The 20320-nt window shown below is 60.5% G+C and carries 15 protein-coding genes; 7 read left to right on the top strand and 8 right to left on the bottom strand.

Annotation, left to right across the window (positions count from 1 at the left end):
- Positions 1-41: 41 nt before the first annotated feature.
- A complete protein-coding gene (locus tag BM132_RS15415; RefSeq protein WP_047230406.1) occupies positions 42-1463 on the bottom strand; it encodes an amino acid permease in 1422 nt (473 codons plus the stop codon).
- A gap of 604 nt (positions 1464-2067) precedes the next feature.
- Between BM132_RS15415 and BM132_RS15410 the strand changes: the two genes are divergently transcribed.
- Positions 2068-2526, top strand: a complete 459-nt coding sequence (locus BM132_RS15410; RefSeq protein WP_092456430.1) for an REP-associated tyrosine transposase — start codon at positions 2068-2070, stop codon at positions 2524-2526.
- Between the two features lie 244 nt (positions 2527-2770).
- Positions 2771-5878, top strand: a complete 3108-nt coding sequence (locus BM132_RS15405) for a transglycosylase domain-containing protein (protein ID WP_092456427.1) — start codon at positions 2771-2773, stop codon at positions 5876-5878.
- Positions 5879-6019: 141 nt separating this feature from the next.
- Here the strand turns inward: BM132_RS15405 and BM132_RS15400 are convergent, their stop codons facing one another.
- The 5 genes from BM132_RS15400 to BM132_RS15380 form a co-directional block, all read right to left on the bottom strand.
- Positions 6020-7288: a hypothetical protein gene (locus BM132_RS15400; RefSeq protein ID WP_371264132.1), complete on the bottom strand. Its 1269-nt coding sequence runs from the start codon at positions 7286-7288 to the stop codon at positions 6020-6022.
- Positions 7289-7315: 27 nt separating this feature from the next.
- Positions 7316-7798, bottom strand: a complete 483-nt coding sequence (locus BM132_RS15395; RefSeq protein ID WP_092456538.1) for a CS1 type fimbrial major subunit — start codon at positions 7796-7798, stop codon at positions 7316-7318.
- Between the two features lie 28 nt (positions 7799-7826).
- The gene (locus tag BM132_RS15390) at positions 7827-8570 is read right to left on the bottom strand and encodes a molecular chaperone (RefSeq protein WP_177218179.1); all 744 of its coding nucleotides are present in this window, start codon (positions 8568-8570) and stop codon (positions 7827-7829) included.
- 105 nt (positions 8571-8675) lie between these two features.
- Complete coding sequence (locus BM132_RS15385; RefSeq protein WP_092456422.1) at positions 8676-11198, bottom strand: TcfC E-set like domain-containing protein; 2523 nt, start codon at positions 11196-11198, stop codon at positions 8676-8678.
- Between the two features lie 114 nt (positions 11199-11312).
- Entirely contained in the window at positions 11313-11801 is a 489-nt protein-coding gene (locus BM132_RS15380; protein ID WP_092393557.1) for a CS1 type fimbrial major subunit, read from the bottom strand.
- Between the two features lie 430 nt (positions 11802-12231).
- On the opposite strand from BM132_RS15380, the gene BM132_RS15375 reads away from it, so the two are divergent.
- From BM132_RS15375 to purT, 4 genes are all read left to right on the top strand, one after another.
- Entirely contained in the window at positions 12232-12795 is a 564-nt protein-coding gene (locus tag BM132_RS15375) for a PadR family transcriptional regulator (protein WP_092456419.1), read from the top strand.
- Positions 12792-13577 (top strand): siderophore-interacting protein, encoded by a 786-nt coding sequence (locus tag BM132_RS15370; RefSeq protein ID WP_092456416.1) that lies wholly within the window; start codon positions 12792-12794, stop codon positions 13575-13577. The genes BM132_RS15375 and BM132_RS15370 overlap by 4 nt, the downstream gene beginning before the upstream one ends.
- Positions 13578-13793: 216 nt before the next feature.
- On the top strand, positions 13794-14261 hold the full coding sequence (locus BM132_RS15365; protein WP_092393567.1) for a preQ0 transporter: 468 nt from the start codon (positions 13794-13796) through the stop codon (positions 14259-14261).
- A gap of 102 nt (positions 14262-14363) precedes the next feature.
- Positions 14364-15545: a formate-dependent phosphoribosylglycinamide formyltransferase gene (purT, locus tag BM132_RS15360; RefSeq protein ID WP_092456414.1), complete on the top strand. Its 1182-nt coding sequence runs from the start codon at positions 14364-14366 to the stop codon at positions 15543-15545.
- 269 nt (positions 15546-15814) lie between these two features.
- On the opposite strand, the gene BM132_RS15355 is transcribed toward purT, so the two are convergent.
- Together BM132_RS15355 and BM132_RS15350 are read right to left on the bottom strand one after the other, a co-directional pair.
- Positions 15815-18229, bottom strand: coding sequence for a glucose/quinate/shikimate family membrane-bound PQQ-dependent dehydrogenase (locus tag BM132_RS15355; RefSeq protein ID WP_092456411.1), 2415 nt, complete (start codon positions 18227-18229; stop codon positions 15815-15817).
- A 217-nt stretch (positions 18230-18446) separates the two neighbouring features.
- Entirely contained in the window at positions 18447-19829 is a 1383-nt protein-coding gene (locus BM132_RS15350) for a carbohydrate porin (protein ID WP_092456408.1), read from the bottom strand.
- A gap of 258 nt (positions 19830-20087) precedes the next feature.
- Here BM132_RS15350 and BM132_RS15345 point away from each other — a divergent pair, with 258 nt between their 5' ends.
- Positions 20088-20318, top strand: coding sequence for a VF530 family protein (locus BM132_RS15345; protein ID WP_047228895.1), 231 nt, complete (start codon positions 20088-20090; stop codon positions 20316-20318).
- Positions 20319-20320 lie beyond the last annotated feature (2 nt).

Genomic DNA, 20320 nt, shown 5'->3' with positions numbered 1-20320 from the left:
CCGATCATCCGACCGGGGCTTTTCGTTTTATTGCCGGCAATTTATGAAGCGGTATCCATCGAGCCCTGCACATCACCAGTGGGCTGCAACTTGAAGGTATAAAACAGCACCGTCAACAGCACCAGGAAAGCCGGGCCCACGTAGAGGGCCACGCGGGTGTCCGGGAAGTAGGCCATCAGGCCCACCACCAGCACCAGGAATGCCAGCGCCAGGTATGAACTGACCGGGTACAGCCACATGCGGTATTTCAGGGCCGCACGTTCCGAAGCGCTCAGGCTTTTACGGAATTTCAATTGGGCCAACAGGATCATCACCCAGGTCCAAATGGCACCGAAGGTGGCGATGGAGGTCACCCAGACGAAGACTTTTTCCGGCACCAGGTAGTTGAGCAGCACGCCCAGCAGCAGCGCGGCGATGGACAGCAGCAATGCCCGGCGCGGCACGCCGTTGGCCGAGGTGGTGGCGAAACCAGCCGGGGCCTGGCCATTCTGCGCCAGGCTGTAGAGCATCCGCCCGGTGCTGAAGATGCCGCCGTTGCAGGACGACAGCGCCGCGGTGATCACCACGAAGTTGATGATGCCGGCGGCGGTCTTGATCCCCAGGCGCTCGAAGGTCATCACGAACGGGCTGCCCTGGGTGCCGATCTCGTTCCAGGGGTAGATCGACAGGATCACGAACAGCGCACCGACGTAGAACAGCAGGATCCGCCAGAACACCGAACCAATGGCGTTGGGGATGGTTTTCTGCGGGTTCTTCGCCTCACCGGCGGTCAGGCCGATCATCTCCACGCCCAGGTAGGCGAACATCACCATTTGCAGGGACATCAACACACCCTGCACGCCGTTGGGCATGAAACCGCCGTGCGTCCAGAGGTTGGAAATACCCAGGGCCACGCCATCGTTGCCGAACCCGAAGGCGATGATGCCGACGCCGCCGATGACCATGGCGATGATGGTGACGATCTTGATCAGGGCGAACCAGAACTCGAACTCACCGAAGGCCTTGACCGCGATCAGATTGATCGAGCCCATGCTGATCAGTGCCGCCAGGGCCCAGATCCAGCGCGGCACGTCGGGGAACCAGATACCCATGTACACCGCCACTGCGGTGATTTCCGCCACGCAGGTGACCAGCCACAGGAACCAGTAATTCCAGCCGGTCAGAAAGCCCGCCAGCGGCCCGAGGTAATCCTGGGCATAGCGACTGAACGAACCGGCCACCGGGTTGTGCACCGCCATCTCACCGAGGGCGCGCATGATCACCAGGATCGCCAAGCCGCCAATGATGTAGGACAGCATGATCGCCGGACCGGCCATTTCGATGGCCTTGGCCGAGCCGAGGAACAGCCCGACACCGATGCAAGCGCCGAGCGCCATCAGGCGGATATGCCGCTCGCCGAGTTCACGTTTGAGCGGACCACCCTGAGCGGTCTCGCCATGGGGCAGATGATTGCCGACAGGCATAGGGATACAACCTCGTTTTGTTATTGGATTGACCACCGAGTCTCCAAAGCCGCAAGCCGATAGGCCTGCCACCTTGCCGAAACCGGGTCTGTTTTGTGGACAGACCGTCCTGTAGAACAAAAGCCGCAGGATCAGCGGGTCGTGCAGTATAAAAAGCCAGAGGCAGAGAGTTTCACTGTAAAACCAGGGAAAATCAGGGATAAACCTCATCCATACACCCACCTATGGAGACGTATTGCCTGGGATTACAGCCAATTCGTAAAACGGCGCCGAGTATTGCACAGCGATGGTGCAGCGTCATGCCCGGGCACATGCCGAGGGCTCTAGCGCAAGGTTCTTGGCCTGCACCGCCCCCTGTGGCGAGGGGATTTATCCCCGCGGGGCTGCGCAGCAGCCCTTCTGAGAAGCACCTTCAGTCGCCCAGACAATGCTCATGACCTTTTGCGCCTGCTGCGCAGTGGAGCGGGGCGGTGCGACGTTTCGCTAAATCCCCTCGCCACAGGAGCTACAGAAGTTTCGGAATATTCGCTCGGCCGTTTCAGCTTCGAAACGACAGCGCCATGGCTAAGCTGCACTCACCCCTCTCTATCAAAGGAAGCAAGGAATGCATCCACGCCCCAATTCCCATCGCTTGCGTCGAGGACGTTACTCGGAGCATGGACGAGCCTATCTGGTGACCGCCGTTATTCATCGACGGCGCCCGGTGTTTGCGGACTGGAAAGTTGGAAGACTGTTGGTCGCGGAACTAAAACGCGCTCATGATTCAGGCCAGGTGAAGTCCTTGGCCTGGGTGGTCATGCCGGATCATTTCCATTGGCTGCTGCAACTCATCGATAACCAACTAAGCAGGGTCATCGGCGCTACAAAAGCCCGATGCACCCATAGCGTCAACGGCGCGACCGGCGCTTCTGGTCCTCTCTGGCAAAGCGGCTTCCATGACCGTGCGATCCGCGACAACGAAGATCTGTTGCCCTTCGCCCGCTACATCATTGCCAATCCACTTCGTGCAGGGCTGGTGGATCGAATAGGCGATTACCCACTCTGGGACGCTGAATGGCTTTGAAGCCCCCATACCCCTGTGGCGAGGGGATTTATCCCCGTGGGGCTGCGCAACTGCCCTTCTGAAGCATTCTCGATCCTCATGATCTTGCGCCTGCTGCGCCGTCGAGCGGGGATAAATCCCCTCGCCACAGAGGAATGTTGCCGCGGCCCTGGACATTGGCTTACCCACAATTTCCCGCCGCCCGCGCCACCACCGTCTAAGCTTCAAGCAAGTCCCGATCAATGCGTGAATGGATCAGTCGACTATGGGCGCGTTATGGCAAACCGATTCGAGTAAACCTGTGGGCCCGACTGAACGTATGGAAGAAGCACCTTTACCTCAAAAAAAACGCCGGGCAGGACATGGCTGGCGAGCGTTCTGGTTATTGCTGTTGATTATCGTGGTGGTGGTCGGCCTGGCGGTGGCCAAGGAAATGCGCACGTCCAGGTTTCAGGCCCGGGAGATCAGTCGGTACGCCGCGTCTCTGACCTATTCGGTGCAACCGGGGCCAAGCGATGCCATCGTCTATCCTGGGGAAGGCCCGTTCGACCGGCGGTTGGGTTATAGCTCGCTGGGTGAGTTCCTGCCGCGGTTGCTCAAGCGCGATTATGTGATTCAGGCCCAGGCACGTTTCTCCCCGGCCTTGATGAATTACGTCGACAAGGGCCTGTTTGCCCCCTATGCGGAAAAGATCCAGGCCGGCCTGACCATCACCGATTGCCGCGTCGCGCCGCTGTACCAGTTCAAGTACCCGCAGCAACTGTACGCCAGCTTCGAAGCCATCCCTCCCGTGGTGGTGCAAAGCCTGTTGTTCATCGAGAACCGCTTTTTGCTCGACCCCAAGCACCCCCAGGCCAACCCGGCAGTGGACTGGCCGCGCTTCGGCATGGCGGCGTGGTCCCAGGTGGCCAAATTCCTGAGTTTGCCAGGGCAGTCCGCTGGGGGCAGTACCCTGGCGACGCAGCTGGAAAAATATCGCCACTCCGCCGATGGCCTCACCGGGTCGGGGGCGGAGAAAATCCGCCAGATGATTTCCGCCAGTGTGCGTGCCTATCAGGCCGGCCCACAGACCCTTGAGGCTCGGCAGAAAGTCATCCGTGATTACCTCAACAGCGTGCCGCTCTCCGCCGTACCGGGGCATGGCGAAGTCCACGGCATGGCCGAAGGTTTGCGGGTCTGGTACGGCGCCGATTTCAACCGTGCCAACGAACGCTTGTCCAGCACCGCGACAGATCCTGGCAGCCTCGCGGAAAAAGGCCTGGCCCTTCGGGAAATGCTGTCGTTGATGATCGCCCAGCGCCGCCCCTCCTATTACCTGTCCAGAGGCCGTGACGAGCTGGCGCGCCTGACCGACAGCCACGTCCGGCTGTTGGCCCAGAACGGCGTGATTGACGCCTCGCTGGCCGAGGCGACCCTGGCAAGCAAGGTCAGTTATCGCGACTGGGTGCAGCAACCCACCATTCAGCCCAACGAAATCAACAAAGGCATCAGCGCCACCCGCAGTCGTCTTGCCACGCTGCTCAACCGCTCATTTTATGACCTCGATCGCCTGGACCTCTCCGCCACCAGCACCTTGCAAAACGACTTGCAGACCCAGGCCACCGATTACCTCAAGCGCTTGGCGGACCCGGCGTTCGCTGCCGAAATCGGCCTGATGGGCGAACGTCTTCTGACGCCTACCAGCACCGCCCAGGTGCGCTACAGCTTCACCCTGCTGGAGCTGACTCCGGACGGCTCGCGTGTGCGCGTGCAGACCGACAGCACCGACCAACCCTTCGATATCAACGAAGGCAGCAAACTGGAACTGGGCTCCACCGCCAAGTTAAGAGTGCTCACCACCTACCTGCAGATCATCGCCGAACTGCACGAACGTTATGCCCACGAAACCCCGGCAACATTGAAAAAAGCCGAGATCGCCGAGCAGGACCGCCTCTCCCGTTGGGCCGTCGATTACCTGATCCAGCACAGCGATCGCAACCTGCCGACGATGCTTGAGGCGGCGCTGGATCGTACCTATTCAGCCAGCCCCGGCGAGGCGTTTTTCACCGGCGGCGGGCTGCACACCTTCAATAATTTCCGTAAAGAAGATAACGGCCGTAATCCCACCTTGCGCGACGCCCTGCGCGAGTCGATCAACCTGCCATTCATTCGCCTGATGCGTGATCTGGTGCGCTACGCCACGTACGCGGGCCCCGACAACAGTTCGGAGCTGCTCAAGGACGACAAAAATCCGCGCCGCCAAGAGTACCTGGCCCAGTTTGCCGACCGCGAAGGCACCACCTTCCTGCTCAAGTTCTGGAAGAAGTACCAGAAAAAGGACACAGGCCAGCGTCTGGAAACCTTCCTCGACGGGATGCGCCCCACGGCCATCCGCCTGGCCGCCGTGCACCGTTACTTCTTTCCCGGCGACAGCCAGGAAAGCTTCAACCACTTTGTGCGTTCGCACCTCAAGTCGGCCAAGAGCGCCGAAAAGCTCACCGACGAACGCCTCGAACGGCTTTACAGCAACTACGGACCGGGCCGCTATGACCTGCCCGACCAGGGTTTTATCGCCAAAGTCCATCCGCTGGACCTGTGGCTGGTGGGTTATCTGCTGAACAATCCCGATGCCAAGTTCAGCCAGATCGTCAAAGCCAGCCGGTTCGAACGCCAGGAGGTCTATAGCTGGCTGTTCAAGAGCCGGCACAAGAGCGCCCGGGACAGTCGTATCCGCACCATGCTGGAAGTCGAGGCCTTCCTTGATATTCACCAACGCTGGCAGAAAGTCGGCTACCCGTTCGACCATCTGGTGCCGTCGCTGGCCACCGCCATCGGCAGCTCCGGCGACCGCCCCGCCGCCCTGGCGGAACTGGTGGGCACCATCCTCAACGACGGTATCCGGCTCCCGGCGCTACGCGTCGACAGCCTCGACTTCGCCGTCAATACCCCTTATGAAACGCGGCTGATCAGCGACCCGGACAATGGCAAACGAGTGATGCCGGTGGAAGTGGCGCAAGCCTTGCGCAGTGCGTTGTCCCAGGTGGTCGATGCCGGCACCGCGAAACGGGTGGCCGGCAGTTTCACCCTGGCCGACGGCACACCGTTATCGATGGGTGGCAAGACCGGTACCGGCGACAACCGCATCGAAGCGGTGGGCGCCGGTGGGCGAGTGATCAGTTCCAAGTCGATCAACCGCACCGCCACTTTTGTGTTCTACATTGGCGACAGCCATTTCGGCACCCTCACCGCCTATGTGCCGGGAGCATCGGCGCAGAACTTCAAATTCACCTCGGCCTTGCCGGTCCAGGTGCTCAAGGGCATGGCGCCGTTCCTCTCACCATACTTGCAACCGGGGACCCATACCCAGTGCCAGCCGTTGATGGCAGGCCATTGAATCACCCCACTGTGTTAGCAAAGTGAGGGGACAAAGCAAACTGTGGGAGCAAAGCTTGCTCGCGATGGCGGTGGGTCAGTTGGCGGTGATGTTGACTGTGCGGCCGTCATCGCGAGCAGGCTCGCTCCCACAGAAGATCATCTACACCTCCGAATCCCAGATCACCGTCACGTTGCCCATGTAGTTCTTTGCCTCCCCGGCTAGCATTTCTTCCACCTGGTTGCGAGCGACTTCAAAATGCACCGTCCCCGGCCGACGGTCGATGTAATGCCCCGGCTGGAACAACTCGGTGCCGCTGCCATCGAGATAGAGCCGGCGGCGGTTGACCGGTTGGCCGGCAGCGTCGGTCAAGCCGTTGGGCAAGGTCACGCTGATATTCACCGGCACCAGTTGGCCGGAGCTGGGTGCCCAGAGCAGGCAGGTGTTATCACTCGAACCGGCGAATTGGCATTGCAGGCCCATCTTGAAACGCGACGAGGCTGAGATATGAAAGGTCTGGTCACGAAACAACCGCGTCGGTTTTTGCCCCTGGTTCAGCCAGGCTTGCCAGCCGCCCTGGGGTTCGAGCACGACCTTGTTGCCGCCGGGAGGCACTTCGACTTTGAGCGTGTGTTGAACCTCAAGATTGAAATTGAGCGAGATCACTGAGTCGTTCGGGAGCATGACATCGCCCATGTCGAAGTCCTGCCCTGGCCCAACGCTATAGCTCAACGTACCGGTGTAATGACCGGCCGACATTTTCAAGGGGTTGGGGGTGCGCAGTTCGTACGCGAAATCCAGATAGGTGTACCTCATGTCGGGCACCCGGTACTTGGCCTGTTTAGAACAAGCGGCTTGTTGCGGAGCCTTCCAGAAAAAAGCGTACTGGTACGTGCTGTAGAGCCCCACACCACTGTAACGGCACGGTGCAGGTGCATACACCCAAGCGCTACCCCATAGTTTTTCATGAGCCCCATAGACACTGCCTCCCCCCACCAGCTCGACGGGGCTGACGCTGAGTCGATATTGTGAACCGATACCGGATACTCGAATTTCAACCACTTCACTTTCGCCCGTGCCCGAATTGATCACGGTTACCGGGCGCCAATCGGAAGGCACTTTGAATGTGGCGCCTTGCCGATAGTCACTGTGATTGGCCTCAATCGCCTTGGATGAATCAAAGGTAATGGGCATCCGGATACTGAACATACCCGCAATTTCGCACTCCCTTGGGAGCTGGGCGCAATATCCACTCACCGGCGTGGTGTTGGTGAACTTGTTCTCCATGGGTTTCGCCGGGTCGGGCCGGAAAATCGCACTGATTTCCTGGGTCAGGGCACTGGCCGTCGGCATGCCCGCGAACAGCAAGGCCAGCACCGCCGTCGTACGGCACACCCCAACACCACGCTCAAAAAGACTTGAACCACTCATTTTCCCACTCCAATAACGACAACCGCCCTACGGCGCGATGGCATCGAAGACCATATGCACCGTGCCGTAGTAATCCCCAGGCGCATACTCCTCATCGGTCTTGATAGCGATGATTTCCAACCCCACACGCCGACCGGGCCGGGCCTCGGCGGCCGAGACCACCTGGGCCGAATCCAAGGCCAGTTGGACATTGTTGAACTTCACCTGCAGGTCGATACGCTCACGGCCATTGGACAGGTAAGCCTCTTGCCCCAGACGGGCGCCAATGGCCCCGTTGATGTTCTTCACTTCGTAATTGGCCCGCAGCGGCAGGAGCCCGGAGGTCAGGGTGCTGAACAGCATCGGCTGTTCGCGCTCGACCAGTTGCGGGTCGACCGGCAACACGTGGAACTCGGTGGTCGGAATGCTGACAACGAGTTCGAACGTTTCCCGCTCCACGGCCGCCCATGCCGCAAACCCCGGCAGTGTCAACGCGGTGAACACGAGGGTGTGTAGCAGTGTCTTGAACATATTGATTACCTGTGGCGTCAGCATGCCGTCAGCCTTTGATCTCGACGGCTTTCTCTTCGCGGCCTTCGATCAGGCTGAAGCGGTATTCACGCCCAGGCTCCTTGTCGAACGAAAAGGTGCGACCGGCCATGACGTGGTGCTTGGTGGTCGGCCGGCAATTGTTGTCTTTTTGCGCGGCGCAATCCTTGAACTCATCGATCACCACCACACTGTTGCCGTTGTTGCGCAGCAGGTAGCGACCGGCGCTGTCATCAATGACCGTCTCGAAACGGGTGTCCTTGGGCCGCACAAAAAACACCGTGCCGAAGCCGGCCAGCACTTTCACCCCGGCGGCGATGCGTTCGTTTTTATAATCCTCGCGCTCCTCGGCGCTGATCGCGAACTCGTCCTCGGCCTCTGGCACCACCGGTACGAAGCGAACCCGGAAGTAACGCTCCTTGCTGCGGTCCCCCATGAACAGCAGACGCGTCCCCTGCATGCCGTTGGCCGGTACGATCAGGCGCGCAGGGCTGGCCATCAGGCCATTCCTGGCGAGCACACCGTCCTGATCCTGCAGCGGCACTTCCAGATAGCTGCCGTCGTCGTTGTAAAGAATCTCCAGGATGTCGACCTTGACGAAGGCGGTGGACGTTCCGCCGTTGAAGATGCGTTTCATGTAGGTGCTCTTGTCGCCTTCGAGATAGTCGTAAACCACCCCGACATTAATTTGCGGCCCGGCCTGGGCCATCAGCGAAAACAACGACACACCACACAGAACCAATAAGCGCTTCATTACCAAAACCTCATGAATGGAAGTCGGTCGATGGCGACCGTTTCACGTAACACTGCTTGAAATATTGAAGGGCGCACCACGCTGGCCGGCGCGCCAGGATCAGGTTCAACCCGCCGTCTCGATCGGGTTGTTGCGGTCGGCCAGGGTGTCTGGCGTGCAGCGCAAGTCACCGATCATCAACACATCGCCCTCGCTGTTGGCGTTATCCGGGTCGAGGCGAAACTGGCAGAGCAAGTCATTGCCGTAGCGCACTTCAAGCGTCGGCGAACTGGCGTTCATCTCCATGGAGAAGAAACCGTCCACCTCGCTGACCCCGCGGCTGGCATGGTTGATCACGTGATGGCCCTTGAGCGGCTGACCCTGCGCGTCCAGCAGGCGACCGAGCACGGTGACGCTTCTCATCACGCTGACTTTGCGGTAGTCCACGCCCCCTTTGTTCAAGTGATAGCGGCTGCGTGAAGGCTCGATGTTGGCCGCCGGTGGATGCACGCCGTCGAAGTCGAAGGTCAGCAGGCTGTTCTGATAGGCGGTGATGGGCACGAAGTTACGGCCCGGACGTAGGGTGGTACTGCCACCCGTCAGGTCGTCGGCGAGCAGGACGATATCGTCCAGGTCGGTTTCCACATCGACGATCATGCCCGCACCGCCACTCTGGGGCAGGCCGGTAAAGGCGATTTTCTGGCCACCCACGGCCACCGTGCTGCTGAGGTTCAAGCCACCGGTGAGGTTGTCGTTGTAGGAAGAGCGCTGGATAAAACCGTCGCCGTACACCGTATCGGTGTCGAAACTGGCGAGGCCGGACAGGCCCACGCCATAGGTATCGGCCAGCACCGTGGCGGACACGCTTTGCAGCACGTGATCCTGCAGATCCCGGCGATAGGTCAGCGAACCATTGTTGTCCCGCGTTCCATCACGGGAGGTGCGGGTGCCAATGCTGCCCGACCAATACTCACCCGGCCCGCCCAAGGCCACGCTGACGCTCAGGTCCACGCCGCGATTGCGTCGATCGGCGGTACTGGAGGTGCCCGGACGGTCGAACACCGACCACCGCCAGTTGGCATCGCTGCCGCCAAGCTTGCTGCGCTGGGTCCATCCCAGATCCACACCGGTGCCCTGGATATTACCTTCGCTATAGAACAGCCGCCCGTTGATCGACGACTTGTTGCTCAGTCGATGGGTGACCGACAGCGACGAGTTGCTGGTCTGCCCGACAAACACGTCGCGCTGGCGGATACGGGTGCCGTCAGGGAGGATCTCATAGGTGTTGCGAGTGTCCAGCCAACTGCGATTGTGACTGGCCACCACACTGCCCAGACCGTAGCTGTACAGCGCCTGCAGGTCCATGCCGGTGCCGTATTGCTCGGTCTGGTAAACGTTGGCAAACAGGCTGGTGTTGTTGGGCAGCGTCCAGTCCACCGAGCTGCCGTACTGCAGTTTGTCCTGCACCTGACGCGTGGAAAGCCCCCACACTACTCGCGGGTGCAACAAGTAATTGATACCGACCCCGGCAGTCGTAAAGCCCGACGGCTGATCGTCCCAGTTGCTCAGCAGTTTGGTTTCGCGACCGGCAAACAGGTTATAGCGCCAGCGATCATCCGCACTGCGCCAGTTGTTGGGCTTGTAGACCAGCTCCTGAGAGGTGGCGGTGGTCTGCCCGTCTTCGATCAGCCGCACTTCCACTTCATAGATGCCGCCGGGCAATGGCCGGGTATCCAGGCTCTGCAAGCCGGCGCTGACGGCCTGGGTATTGATCAACAGGCCGTTGCGGTAGATCTCCACCGCCGCCTGACGACTGGCGGTGACATAAATGGGGTACACGCTGGGCTTGGGATTATTGATCACCAGGCTATCGGAACTGCCGTACATGACCCCCAGCGCCGTATCCGGGTTGGCCCCAAACGAACGGATCTGACGGTTCAGGCCATCGGAGCCCGGCATGAAATAACCCAGGCGCAAAAAACTGTCTTGCATCTCGCGCTGGGTGTGCAGCTCATGAACGGCGTGGTAGAGCTTATCGTCCGGTCCGCCCAGGCGCGACAGTTGCAGGTCGAACGACTGGGTCCAGTTGCCGATGCTGGAACTGGCATTGAGGCCATAACGCCCACCCGTGTCCTGTTCCTGACCACCGTTGAGATTGAGTTGATTATTGAGGATCAAGCCCAGGCTGCCCTCCTGTGGCTGATCGTAATAGCGCTTTTCCACGGTACCGCGCTCGACCTTTTCGGTGAGGATCGAGACCAGTGAATGTTCAAGACTGTAATGCACCGCCAGCAGTCCCGACGTGCATTTGGCCTCGCAGGCACCCAGGGCAAGCCCCTGTTTCAGCAATTGCTCCCATTGCTCCCGCTCAACGGCCGGGATCGGGCTGTCCTGGGTGTCGGTGAATTCGAGCAAGGTCATACGATCATCACGGGTCAACACCACCATGGCTTCGCCGAGGTACTGTTGATCCAGTTCCATGCGAACCGCCAGAGGCACATCGAAAAAGTGCGCTTCAAATTCTTCCGGCAGCCCTTTGGCCTGGGACAACAGACTTCTCGGCGTCGTACCGGGGGCAGTCGGCGCAGCCCATGCACTGGCGCACAACAATAGCGCCAGCGCACCCACGATGGGTGTCATCGCAAACATCAACGGATTCTCATATCAGCAAGCTAACGGGACGTTCCAGGTACAGGCCGGCCGGGCGGCCGACCTGCGTTCATGCCCGCAGGAGGAGAAAAGCCTGATCGGGCAGTGAAGGGTTTACGGGCGAGGCACCGCGTCGAAGATGACGGTGAAGTCGGCGGTGTATTGACCGACCTGGCTCTCCAGAGGCACGGTCGAGGCCATGATGAGCATGTCGGCCTGGGTTCCTGGAGTGGATGCCGCGTCAGACACCACTTCCTGGGGGAACTCGGTCAGCGTGACGTTGTTGAACCGGGTCAGCAACGGAATGGCGTCCGTACCGTTGGTCAGCGAAGCCTGCCCACCCAACAGATAGGCGTGGACCGAACCGTCGGTGTTCTTCACGTCGAAGGTCTGACGCAAAGTGCTCAAGGTGTTGGTCACCGGATTGTAGTTCATGACTTCATCCTTACCGAAGTCAGGGTTGCGTGGCAGTACGTGGAACTGCTTGGTGGGGATCGTCGCGGTGATATGAATAGAGGAGCGGGCATCGTCCAGAGCGAAGGCCAGCGAGGAACTCAGGGCTGCGGCGACCAGAGCAGTACCGGATACGATTTGTTTGAGCATGTTTGACACCTGTTCATAGCATAAAGAGAAGGATTGAAGTTTCAGCCCCACTACAGCCTGGCCGGACCTCAACGCCGGAGCATGATCAACTCTCTTTAATTAAAAATAAGCAGGCCTATTCTCAAAGACACGTAGTAAAACCGACATGCGCAATAACGAAAAATACGCAGTTTTATATAAAAACGAAGTTTGGATGTAAGAAACAACCCACACGTGCAACCCGCACCCTGGACTGAACACTGCAAATTCAGACAGTTGCCTATTTTGCCGCCCGTACAGGCAAGGGATTCGGGTAAGGTCTTATCTTTTATAAAACAATTCTAACCCCACTTAGATATATCTTAGTTCCAAGATATATCGAGCGTCAAAGATATATCTACGGATAAAGATATATCTCAGTTCTATCTTATGCAGAACGGAGAGCAGGCATATGACAGTCCCCCGAAAACACGATGAGCACGACGGTTTCAAACAACGCCCCGCGGGCCGTGAGCGTGGCAGTCGTGGACCACGCGTCTTCGCCTCCGGTGACCTGAAGCTGCTGTTATTGGCGCTGATTGGCGAACAGCCTTGCCACGGCTACGATTTGATCCGCCGTATCGAAAACATGTTCGACGGCGCCTATAGCCCCAGCCCCGGCGTGATCTATCCGACGCTGACCTTCCTGGAAATGGGCGCATTGATCGCCGGCAGCGCCGAAGGTGGAAAAAAACGCTACAGCGTGACCGACGCCGGACGTCTATTCCTTGAAGACCAGGCCCCGGCGCTGAATGAGGTACGCATGCGCATTGAAGCGAGCAAGCGCTCCCTGCGCGGCCAAGACCGCCCCCCGGAAATTCACCAAGCGGTGTATAACCTGCGCAATGCGCTGCACAGACACCATGGCCGGTGGAGCCCGGAAGAAACCCTGCGGATTCGCGACCTGCTCAACGACACCGCCAAAGCCATTATCGACGGTCCCGACCGTCCACCTGTTTCGGAGTCCAGCCAATGACTGAAGTCGATCAAAACACCATTCACCGTGTCAGCCACGAGATCAAGCGCCGCCGTCTGCAAGTGTTGCGCGTGCAGGACCTGACCCCACGCATGCGCCGCATCACCTTGGGCGGGCCGGAACTGGCCGGGTTCACCAGCCTGGGCAGCGACGATCACGTAAAGCTGCTGTTCCCACAGAACGCCGAGGAACATGCCGCCCTGGAAAACTTCGCCCCCGGCGCTGGCAAGGACCAGGGCCCGATGCCGCAAATGCGCGACTACACCCCGCGCCGTTATGACCTGCAGGCGCTGGAGCTGGACATCGACTTTGTGCTTCATGGCGATGGCCCCGCCGCGACCTGGGCGACCCAGGCGACGCCCGGGCAATACCTCAACATCGCCGGGCCGAGGGGCTCGATGATTGTCCCGGACATTTTCGACCACTACCTGCTGATCGGTGACGAAACCGCCCTGCCCGCCATCGCCCGTCGCCTGGAAAACCTGACGGCCAACCGCCAGGCGCTGGTGGTGGTGGAAGTGGAAAACGGCGCCGAGCAGCAAGTCCTTCACAGCCCCGCGCAAGTACACGTGATCTGGGTGCTGCGCGAAGGCCGCCAGAACAACCTGCTGACCACCGTGCAACAGCTGGAAATGCCCGGCGGCAAGCTGTACGCCTGGGTCGCCACCGAGAGCAAGGTATCGCGGCAGATCCGCAAGGTGTTGCTGGAGGAGAAAGGGCTGGATCAGGATTTCGTCAAGGCGGTGGGGTATTGGAAGGCAGAAGGCAGCGAGGAGGATTGAGGTACTGGCGGCGGCTAAAGTATCTTCACCCTCTGACACGCCGCCAAGCCCTCGCTGAAATACGTCTGTAGGAGCTGTCGAGTGCAACGAGGCTGCGATCTTGTCCCAGACAACTGAGTCGCAAACGAAAGATCAAAGTCAAAAGATCGCAGGCTACGCCAGCTCCTACAGAGCCCAGTGGGAGCAAGCTCCCTCGCCACCCAGGTACCCCAATCCATGCTTTTCCTGATCGCCTACATCAGCAGCGTCGTGCTGATCAACTTCGCGTTTTCCGCCGCGCCGCACCTGGACATCATCTGGTCAGCCTGGGGTGGTCTGGTGTTCATTCTGCGGGACATGGTGCAAACCCGATTCGGCCACGGCGCCATCGTGGCGATGCTGGTGGCGCTGGTGTTGTCCTACGTCACCTCCGACCCGACCATTGCCCTGGCCAGCGCGACGGCGTTCGCGGTATCCGAATGCATTGACTGGCTGGTGTTCTCCATCACCAAACGTCCGCTGCATGACCGGTTGTGGATCAGTTCGGCCCTGAGCATTCCCCTGGACACCTTCATTTTCTTCGGCATGATCGATGCCCTGACACCGGCCGTGGTGATCACCGCGCTGGTCTCGAAATTCGCCGGGGTCACGGCCGTGTGGCTGATCATGGCCTGGCGTTTGCGCAAACAGGCCGTCGTCGGCTGAAGCCAAAACCTGCGGTTCATGTAAAATGCCGCGCTTTCTCCCCATGGGAAGCTCGCCCGGCGCGCGACCCTCGATGCTCCGCTCCTGTTTGAGGACCTTCAGATGACCCGTATCGGAACTCCATTGTCGCCCACCGCGACCCGTGTTTTGTTGTGTGGCAGCGGTGAGCTGGGCAAGGAAGTGGTAATCGAACTGCAGCGCCTGGGCGTTGAAGTGATTGCCGTGGATCGCTACGCCAACGCGCCGGCCATGCAAGTGGCCCATCGCAGCCATGTGATCAACATGCTCGATGGCGCGGCCCTGCGCGCGGTGATCGAGGCCGAGAAGCCGCACTTCATCGTGCCGGAAATCGAAGCCATCGCCACCGCCACGCTGGTGGAACTGGAAGCTGAAGGCTTCACCGTGATCCCTACCGCCCGCGCCGCGCAACTGACCATGAACCGCGAAGGCATCCGGCGCCTGGCCGCCGAAGAGTTGGGTCTGCCGACCTCGCCGTACTTCTTCGCCGACACCGTGGAAGACTACCGCAAGGCCGTCGAGACCCTGGGTTTCCCGTGCGTGGTCAAGCCGGTGATGAGTTCCTCGGGCAAGGGCCAGAGCCTGCTGCGCAGTGCCGATGACGTGCAGAAAGCCTGGGACTACGCCCAGGAAGGCGGCCGTGCCGGCAAGGGTCGGGTGATCATCGAAGGCTTCATCGATTTCGACTACGAAATCACCCTGCTTACCGTGCGCCATGTTGGCGGCACCACCTTCTGCGCACCGGTCGGCCACCGCCAGGAAAAGGGCGACTACCAGGAATCCTGGCAACCCCAGGCCATGAGCCCGGTGGCCCTGGCTGAATCCGAGCGCGTGGCTAAAGCCGTGACCGAGGCCTTGGGTGGTCGCGGCCTGTTTGGCGTCGAGCTGTTCATCAAGGGTGACCAGGTGTGGTTCAGCGAAGTCTCGCCGCGCCCACACGACACCGGCCTGGTGACGCTGATTTCCCAGGACCTGTCGCAGTTCGCCCTGCATGCCCGCGCCATCCTCGGCCTGCCGATCCCGCTGATCCGTCAATTCGGCCCATCGGCCTCGGCGGTGATCCTGGTGGAAGGTCAGTCGACCCAGACCGCTTTCGCCAACCTCGGCGCTGCCCTGAGCGAACCGGACACCGCCCTGCGCCTGTTCGGCAAGCCGGAAGTCAACGGCCAGCGCCGCCTGGGTGTGGCCCTGGCACGGGACGAATCCATCGAAACCGCCCGCGCCAAGGCGACCCGGGCTTCCCAGGCGGTGAAGATCGAGTTGTAAAGCCTGGGGCGAAACACAGTCTCCTGTGGTGAGGGAATTTATCTGTGGCGAGGGGATTTATCCCCGCTGGGCTGCGCAGCAGCCCCTAAAACCTGACAACTCGGTGGATCAGAAAGATTGAGGTGACTGCTTTGGGGGGCTGCTTCGCAGCCCAGCGGGGATAAATCCCCTCGCCACAAAAGCCGGGGGCAGCCTCAACCTGAGTAAATCGGCACAAAAAAAGGCGACACCCGCCAAGGTGTCGCCTTTTTCATGAGCGCCGGTTTTGCTTAATCCGGCAGCTTGTAAGCGATCACATAGTCACCCTGCTTGGTGCCCAGGGAGCCGTGGCCACCCGCGACAACCAGCACGTATTGCTTGCCGTCCTTGCCGGTGTAGGTCATCGGTGTGGTCTGGGCGCCTGCGGGCAGTCGGCCTTCCCACAGTTGCTTGCCGTTTTTCACGTCATAGGCACGCAGGTACTGGTCGAGCGTGCCGCTCAGGAACGCCAGGCCGCTGGCGGTGGTGAAGGCGCCGCCCAGGCTCGGTACGCCCATGCTCAGCGGGATCGGTACCGGCGAGCTGTCACGCACGGTGCCGTTCTTGTGCATCCACAGGGTTTTGTTGTTGGTCAGGTCGACGGCCGCCACATAACCCCAGGCCGGAGCCTGGCAAGGCAGGCCCATTGGCGAGAGCAGCGCTTCGAGGATCACCCCATACGGCGCGCCTTTGTTCGGCTGCACGCCCTCGGTCTCGCTCTTGCGCCCCGGACCGCCGGCCACTTCCGCCGCCGGGACGAGTTTGGACTTGAACGCCATGTAGCTCGGGTTGACGAAGGCGATCTGGCGCACCGGGTCAACCGAAATACCGCCCCAGTCAAACACGCCGAAGTTGCCCGGGTAGACGATCGAGCCTTGCAGCGACGGCGGCGTGAACATGCCTTCGTAGCGCAGCGACTTGAAGTCGATCCGGCAGAGCATCTGGTCGAACGGGGTCACGCCCCACATGTCACGTTCTTCAAGGACCGGCGGCACGAAGTTCAGGTCGGACATCGGCTGGGTCGGTGAGGTGTAGTCGCCCTCTACCGCACCTTGCGGCACCGGGATCTCCTTGATCGGCACGATCGGCTGACCATTGCTGCGGTCCAGCACGTAGATGCTGCCCTGCTTGGTCGATGCCAGAACAGCCGGCTTCACGCCGTCGGCGGTTTTCAGATCCATCAGGGTCGGTTGCCCGCCCACATCCATGTCCCACAGGTCATGGTGGGTGAACTGGAAGTACCAGCGCACCTTGCCGGTGGCGATGTCCAGCGCGGTCAGGCCGGCGGCGTATTTCTCCGATTCCGGAGTGCGGAAACCACCGAACTGGTCAGGCGTCTGGTTACCCATCGGCAGGTAGAGCATGCCGAGTTTTTCATCGACGCTGAACATGGACCACATGTTCGGCGAGTTACGGGTGTAGACCTGGCCTTCGGCAATCGGCGTGGTGTCGTCCGGGTTACCGCTGTCCCAGTTCCACACCAGCTCGCCGGTGTGCACGTCATAGGCGCGGATGACCCCACTTGGCTCGTCGGTGGAGACGTTATCGGTGACGTGGCCACCGATCACCACCAGGTTCTGGGTCACGGCCGGTGGCGAGGTGGAGTAGTAACCGCCAGCCGTGAAGCCGCCGATGTTGGCGGTCAGGTCGACCTGGCCTTTGTCACCGAAGTCTTCACACATCTTGCCGGTGTCGGCGTTCAGCGCGATCAGGCGCGTGTCGGCGGTCGGCAGGAAGATCCGCCGCGGGCATACGGTGCTCGCCGGCGTGGTGCTGGCCGCGCCGGTGGGGCTCTGCTCGGCCGAGGCGTACACCGCGTCATCGTGATAGGTCACGCCGCGGCAGGTCATGTGGGCCCAGCCCTTGAAGTTTTCCGCTTTCTGCGTGGAAAGCTTCGGATCGAAGCGCCAGATTTCCTTGCCGGTTTCAGGCTCCAGTGCAATCACCTGGCTGTGAGGCGTGCACACGTAGAGCATGCCGTTGACCTTCAGCGGGGTATTTTCCGCCGTGGTCTCACCCGGGTCGTTCGGCCCTGGCAGGTCGCCGGTGCGATAGGTCCAGGCCGGTTCCAGCTTGCTGACGTTTTCGGGGGTGATCTGCGCCAGGGGCGAATAACGGTCACCATGGGCACTGCGGCCGTAGGAGTTCCAGTCGCCGTCCGGCATCGCCGGTGCGGTGTTGGTCATGCCTGGCACGCTGTCGCGGTCCAGTTGACCCTTGATTTCACCCGGATTGGTGAACTGGCTGGCGAGCGCGGTGATACCGGCAATGACTACAGCGGCGCCCAAGGCACGCGAGCCCATGGGCGAAGCGTCGGCGGTCAACAGCGGGCGACGGAACCACGGCAGCAACATGACGATGCCCAAGGCAAACAGCATTGCCAGGCGCGGCACCAGTTGCCACCAGTCCAGGCCCACTTCCCACAAGGCCCACACCGTACTGGCGAACAGCACCAGCGCGTACAGGCCCAGGGCCGCGCGCCGGGCCATGATCAGCAGCACGCCCGTCAGCGCCAGGCCGATACCGGCCAACAGGTAATACAGCGAGCCGCCAAGCGTGCTCAGCTTGATTCCCCCCGCCAACAGGGCCAGGCCCATCAATAGAAGCAGAATGCCGAGCAGGCTCGGTAGCAGACGGCTTCGACTCATAGCACCCTCAGTGCTCATAGTGTGATTCTCCGTGAGGTTTTAAGGAGTCCCGCGCAAGTAGTCACTGTAGATGACGATCTTGAGGGGGCATGGTTCAGTTGAAAAAGGCAATTGGGTGAAGCGGTTGCTGTGGGAGCGGGCTTGCTCGCGATGGCAGCGAGACAATCAACTTCAATGTTGGATGTGAAATCGCTATCGCGAGCAGGCTCGCTCCCACAAGGGTCTTGTGCTCTGACTAGAACGACGACTGGATCTTGATCCCGCCAATCAGCGCGTCATCGACCTTGTCCACGCCGCCTGGATGGCGGATGTACTGCAGGTTCGGGCGCACGGTCAGCCAATTCGTCACATGCACGCCGTAATACAACTCGGCGCTGTACTCGGTGTCCTGGGGTGGCAAAAAGGCCGGATTGTCGTAATCCTGAACGGCGCGGGCCTGGTTGCTGGCTTCGGCGTTCTTGCGGTAAGCCGGGTTGACGTGAACCCGGGCCAGGGCAAAACCGATGTCATCCCTGGCGCGGGCGTCGAACAGCCCTTTGTAGACGAGACCGGCCTGGACGTAGTTGTCGATGGCGTTGGTTTTCTTGTCGTGCAGCGTGGCGTTGGCAAACACACTCAGGCCGCGGGAATGGTCACTGGCAACGCTGGTCAATTGCTGTTGCGCCCCCAGCCACACGCCATGCTTGCTCGACGCGCTGCGATACGCCTCACCGCTCAGGGCGGCCGGCTGGCCGTTGCGATCCTTGTAAGCGTCGGTAGCATTGGCGCTGCTGTAGTAATAACCGGCGCGGTATTCGCCCGGCAGGCCGTTGAGGCTGGGCGACCACACCAGTTCCACCGGTATTACGGCGCCCTGGGTGCCACTGCCGCTGAGCTTGAAGCCATTGCCGGTTTCCAGGTTCGACGGGTTCTGTTCATAAGCCCCGATCTGCGCGTACAGCTCAGGCGTGAGGTGATACTTGACCCGCAACGCCCATTGGCTGACCGGCCAGTTGTACCAGATGCCGCCCACCCAGTTGCCCACTTGCGAGCCGCAGAACGCCAGGTTCTGAAAGTCGCAGGGAAAGCTGTTGAAATCCTCGCCCTCCCCGAAACGGCCGGCCTTGATATCGAGCCGGTCATCGAAAAAAGCCTGCTGATACCACATCTGCGTCAACCGCCAGGTCTGGCCACGGCCCCAGACTTCCTGGGCGGAAGTGAAACCGCCAACGCGCGGGTCGTTGATCCGGTCGTTGCTGATGTTATTGCCGCTGCGCTCGGTCACCGTCAGTTGAAACTCGGCGGCGTGCCAACCAAGGATTTTCTGCAGGTCCAGGTGCGTGCCGAAGGCGAACTGGTCGCTGTAGCGAGCGGTGCGGTCATGGTCGTAGCCGCCGTGCAGGTTGCTGCCCATTTCGCCGGTGTAATCGAACTTGAAGTCGTAGCCTTTTTTCGCGAGTTCGCTTCGCGTGCCGTTCCAGTCACCCAGCATCCAGAGTGAGTCGCTATCGAACGCAGGAGCGGCCTGAGCGCCGATAGCAATGCCCAAGGCGCCGAGACCGGCCATCAGGTGAAGGGTATTTCGGGCGGCAATACGGTGCCGGACAGCGCTGTCTTGCAGAGTCTGAACATCGAACATAGAGAAGGAATTCTTGATCTTTTTAGGGGATTCACTGAACGCCGGGGGCTTTGGCACGGCAGGAGAAGCGTTTCAGCAGGCGGCGCAAGGATAATGTCCTGTTACAAATAGAGAAAGGCCTTTTACTGACATGAATCATTTCGGATTCGGTAACAGTAGGGCCGCGAAACAAACAGGCAGCGTTTGAGTGATACTTCCACCACGCGGGCACCTCGGCTAAGGTGCGCGGCTTTACACCTCTTTGCGCGAAGGCCTCCCATGACCGAATCCAACAACAACCCGCTGCACGGCGTGACGCTGGAGCAGATCCTCAACGCCCTGGTGCAGCACTACGAATGGTCGGGTCTGGCCGAGCGCATCGACATTCGTTGCTTCAAGAGCGACCCGAGCATCAAGTCGAGCCTGACCTTTTTGCGCAAGACGCCGTGGGCGCGGGAGAAAGTCGAGCGCCTGTACATCAAGCTGATGCGCACCAAACGACCGGTCTGAGC

This window comes from Pseudomonas sp. NFACC45 (assembly GCF_900113505.1).
In the GTDB taxonomy this organism is placed as follows: domain Bacteria; phylum Pseudomonadota; class Gammaproteobacteria; order Pseudomonadales; family Pseudomonadaceae; genus Aquipseudomonas; species Aquipseudomonas tehranensis.
This window is presented reverse-complemented; position numbering and strand designations above follow the sequence as displayed.

Excerpts from the sequence above, each read along its gene's own strand:
- BM132_RS15380 (WP_092393557.1), bottom strand. The coding sequence starts at position 11,801 with ATGCTCAAACAAATCGTATCCGGTACTGCTCTGGTCGCCGCAGCCCTG.
- BM132_RS15345 (WP_047228895.1), top strand. The coding sequence starts at position 20,088 with ATGACCGAATCCAACAACAACCCGCTGCACGGCGTGACGCTGGAGCAG.
- BM132_RS15355 (WP_092456411.1), bottom strand. The coding sequence starts at position 18,229 with ATGAGCACTGAGGGTGCTATGAGTCGAAGCCGTCTGCTACCGAGCCTG.
- BM132_RS15375 (WP_092456419.1), top strand. The coding sequence starts at position 12,232 with ATGACAGTCCCCCGAAAACACGATGAGCACGACGGTTTCAAACAACGC.
- BM132_RS15400 (WP_371264132.1), bottom strand. The coding sequence starts at position 7,288 with ATGAGTGGTTCAAGTCTTTTTGAGCGTGGTGTTGGGGTGTGCCGTACG.
- BM132_RS15350 (WP_092456408.1), bottom strand. The coding sequence starts at position 19,829 with ATGTTCGATGTTCAGACTCTGCAAGACAGCGCTGTCCGGCACCGTATT.
- BM132_RS15365 (WP_092393567.1), top strand. The coding sequence starts at position 13,794 with ATGCTTTTCCTGATCGCCTACATCAGCAGCGTCGTGCTGATCAACTTC.
- BM132_RS15410 (WP_092456430.1), top strand. The coding sequence starts at position 2,068 with ATGCATCCACGCCCCAATTCCCATCGCTTGCGTCGAGGACGTTACTCG.
- BM132_RS15405 (WP_092456427.1), top strand. The coding sequence starts at position 2,771 with ATGGGCGCGTTATGGCAAACCGATTCGAGTAAACCTGTGGGCCCGACT.
- BM132_RS15390 (WP_177218179.1), bottom strand. The coding sequence starts at position 8,570 with ATGAAGCGCTTATTGGTTCTGTGTGGTGTGTCGTTGTTTTCGCTGATG.
- BM132_RS15415 (WP_047230406.1), bottom strand. The coding sequence starts at position 1,463 with ATGCCTGTCGGCAATCATCTGCCCCATGGCGAGACCGCTCAGGGTGGT.
- BM132_RS15370 (WP_092456416.1), top strand. The coding sequence starts at position 12,792 with ATGACTGAAGTCGATCAAAACACCATTCACCGTGTCAGCCACGAGATC.
- purT (WP_092456414.1), top strand. The coding sequence starts at position 14,364 with ATGACCCGTATCGGAACTCCATTGTCGCCCACCGCGACCCGTGTTTTG.
- BM132_RS15385 (WP_092456422.1), bottom strand. The coding sequence starts at position 11,198 with ATGTTTGCGATGACACCCATCGTGGGTGCGCTGGCGCTATTGTTGTGC.
- BM132_RS15395 (WP_092456538.1), bottom strand. The coding sequence starts at position 7,798 with ATGTTCAAGACACTGCTACACACCCTCGTGTTCACCGCGTTGACACTG.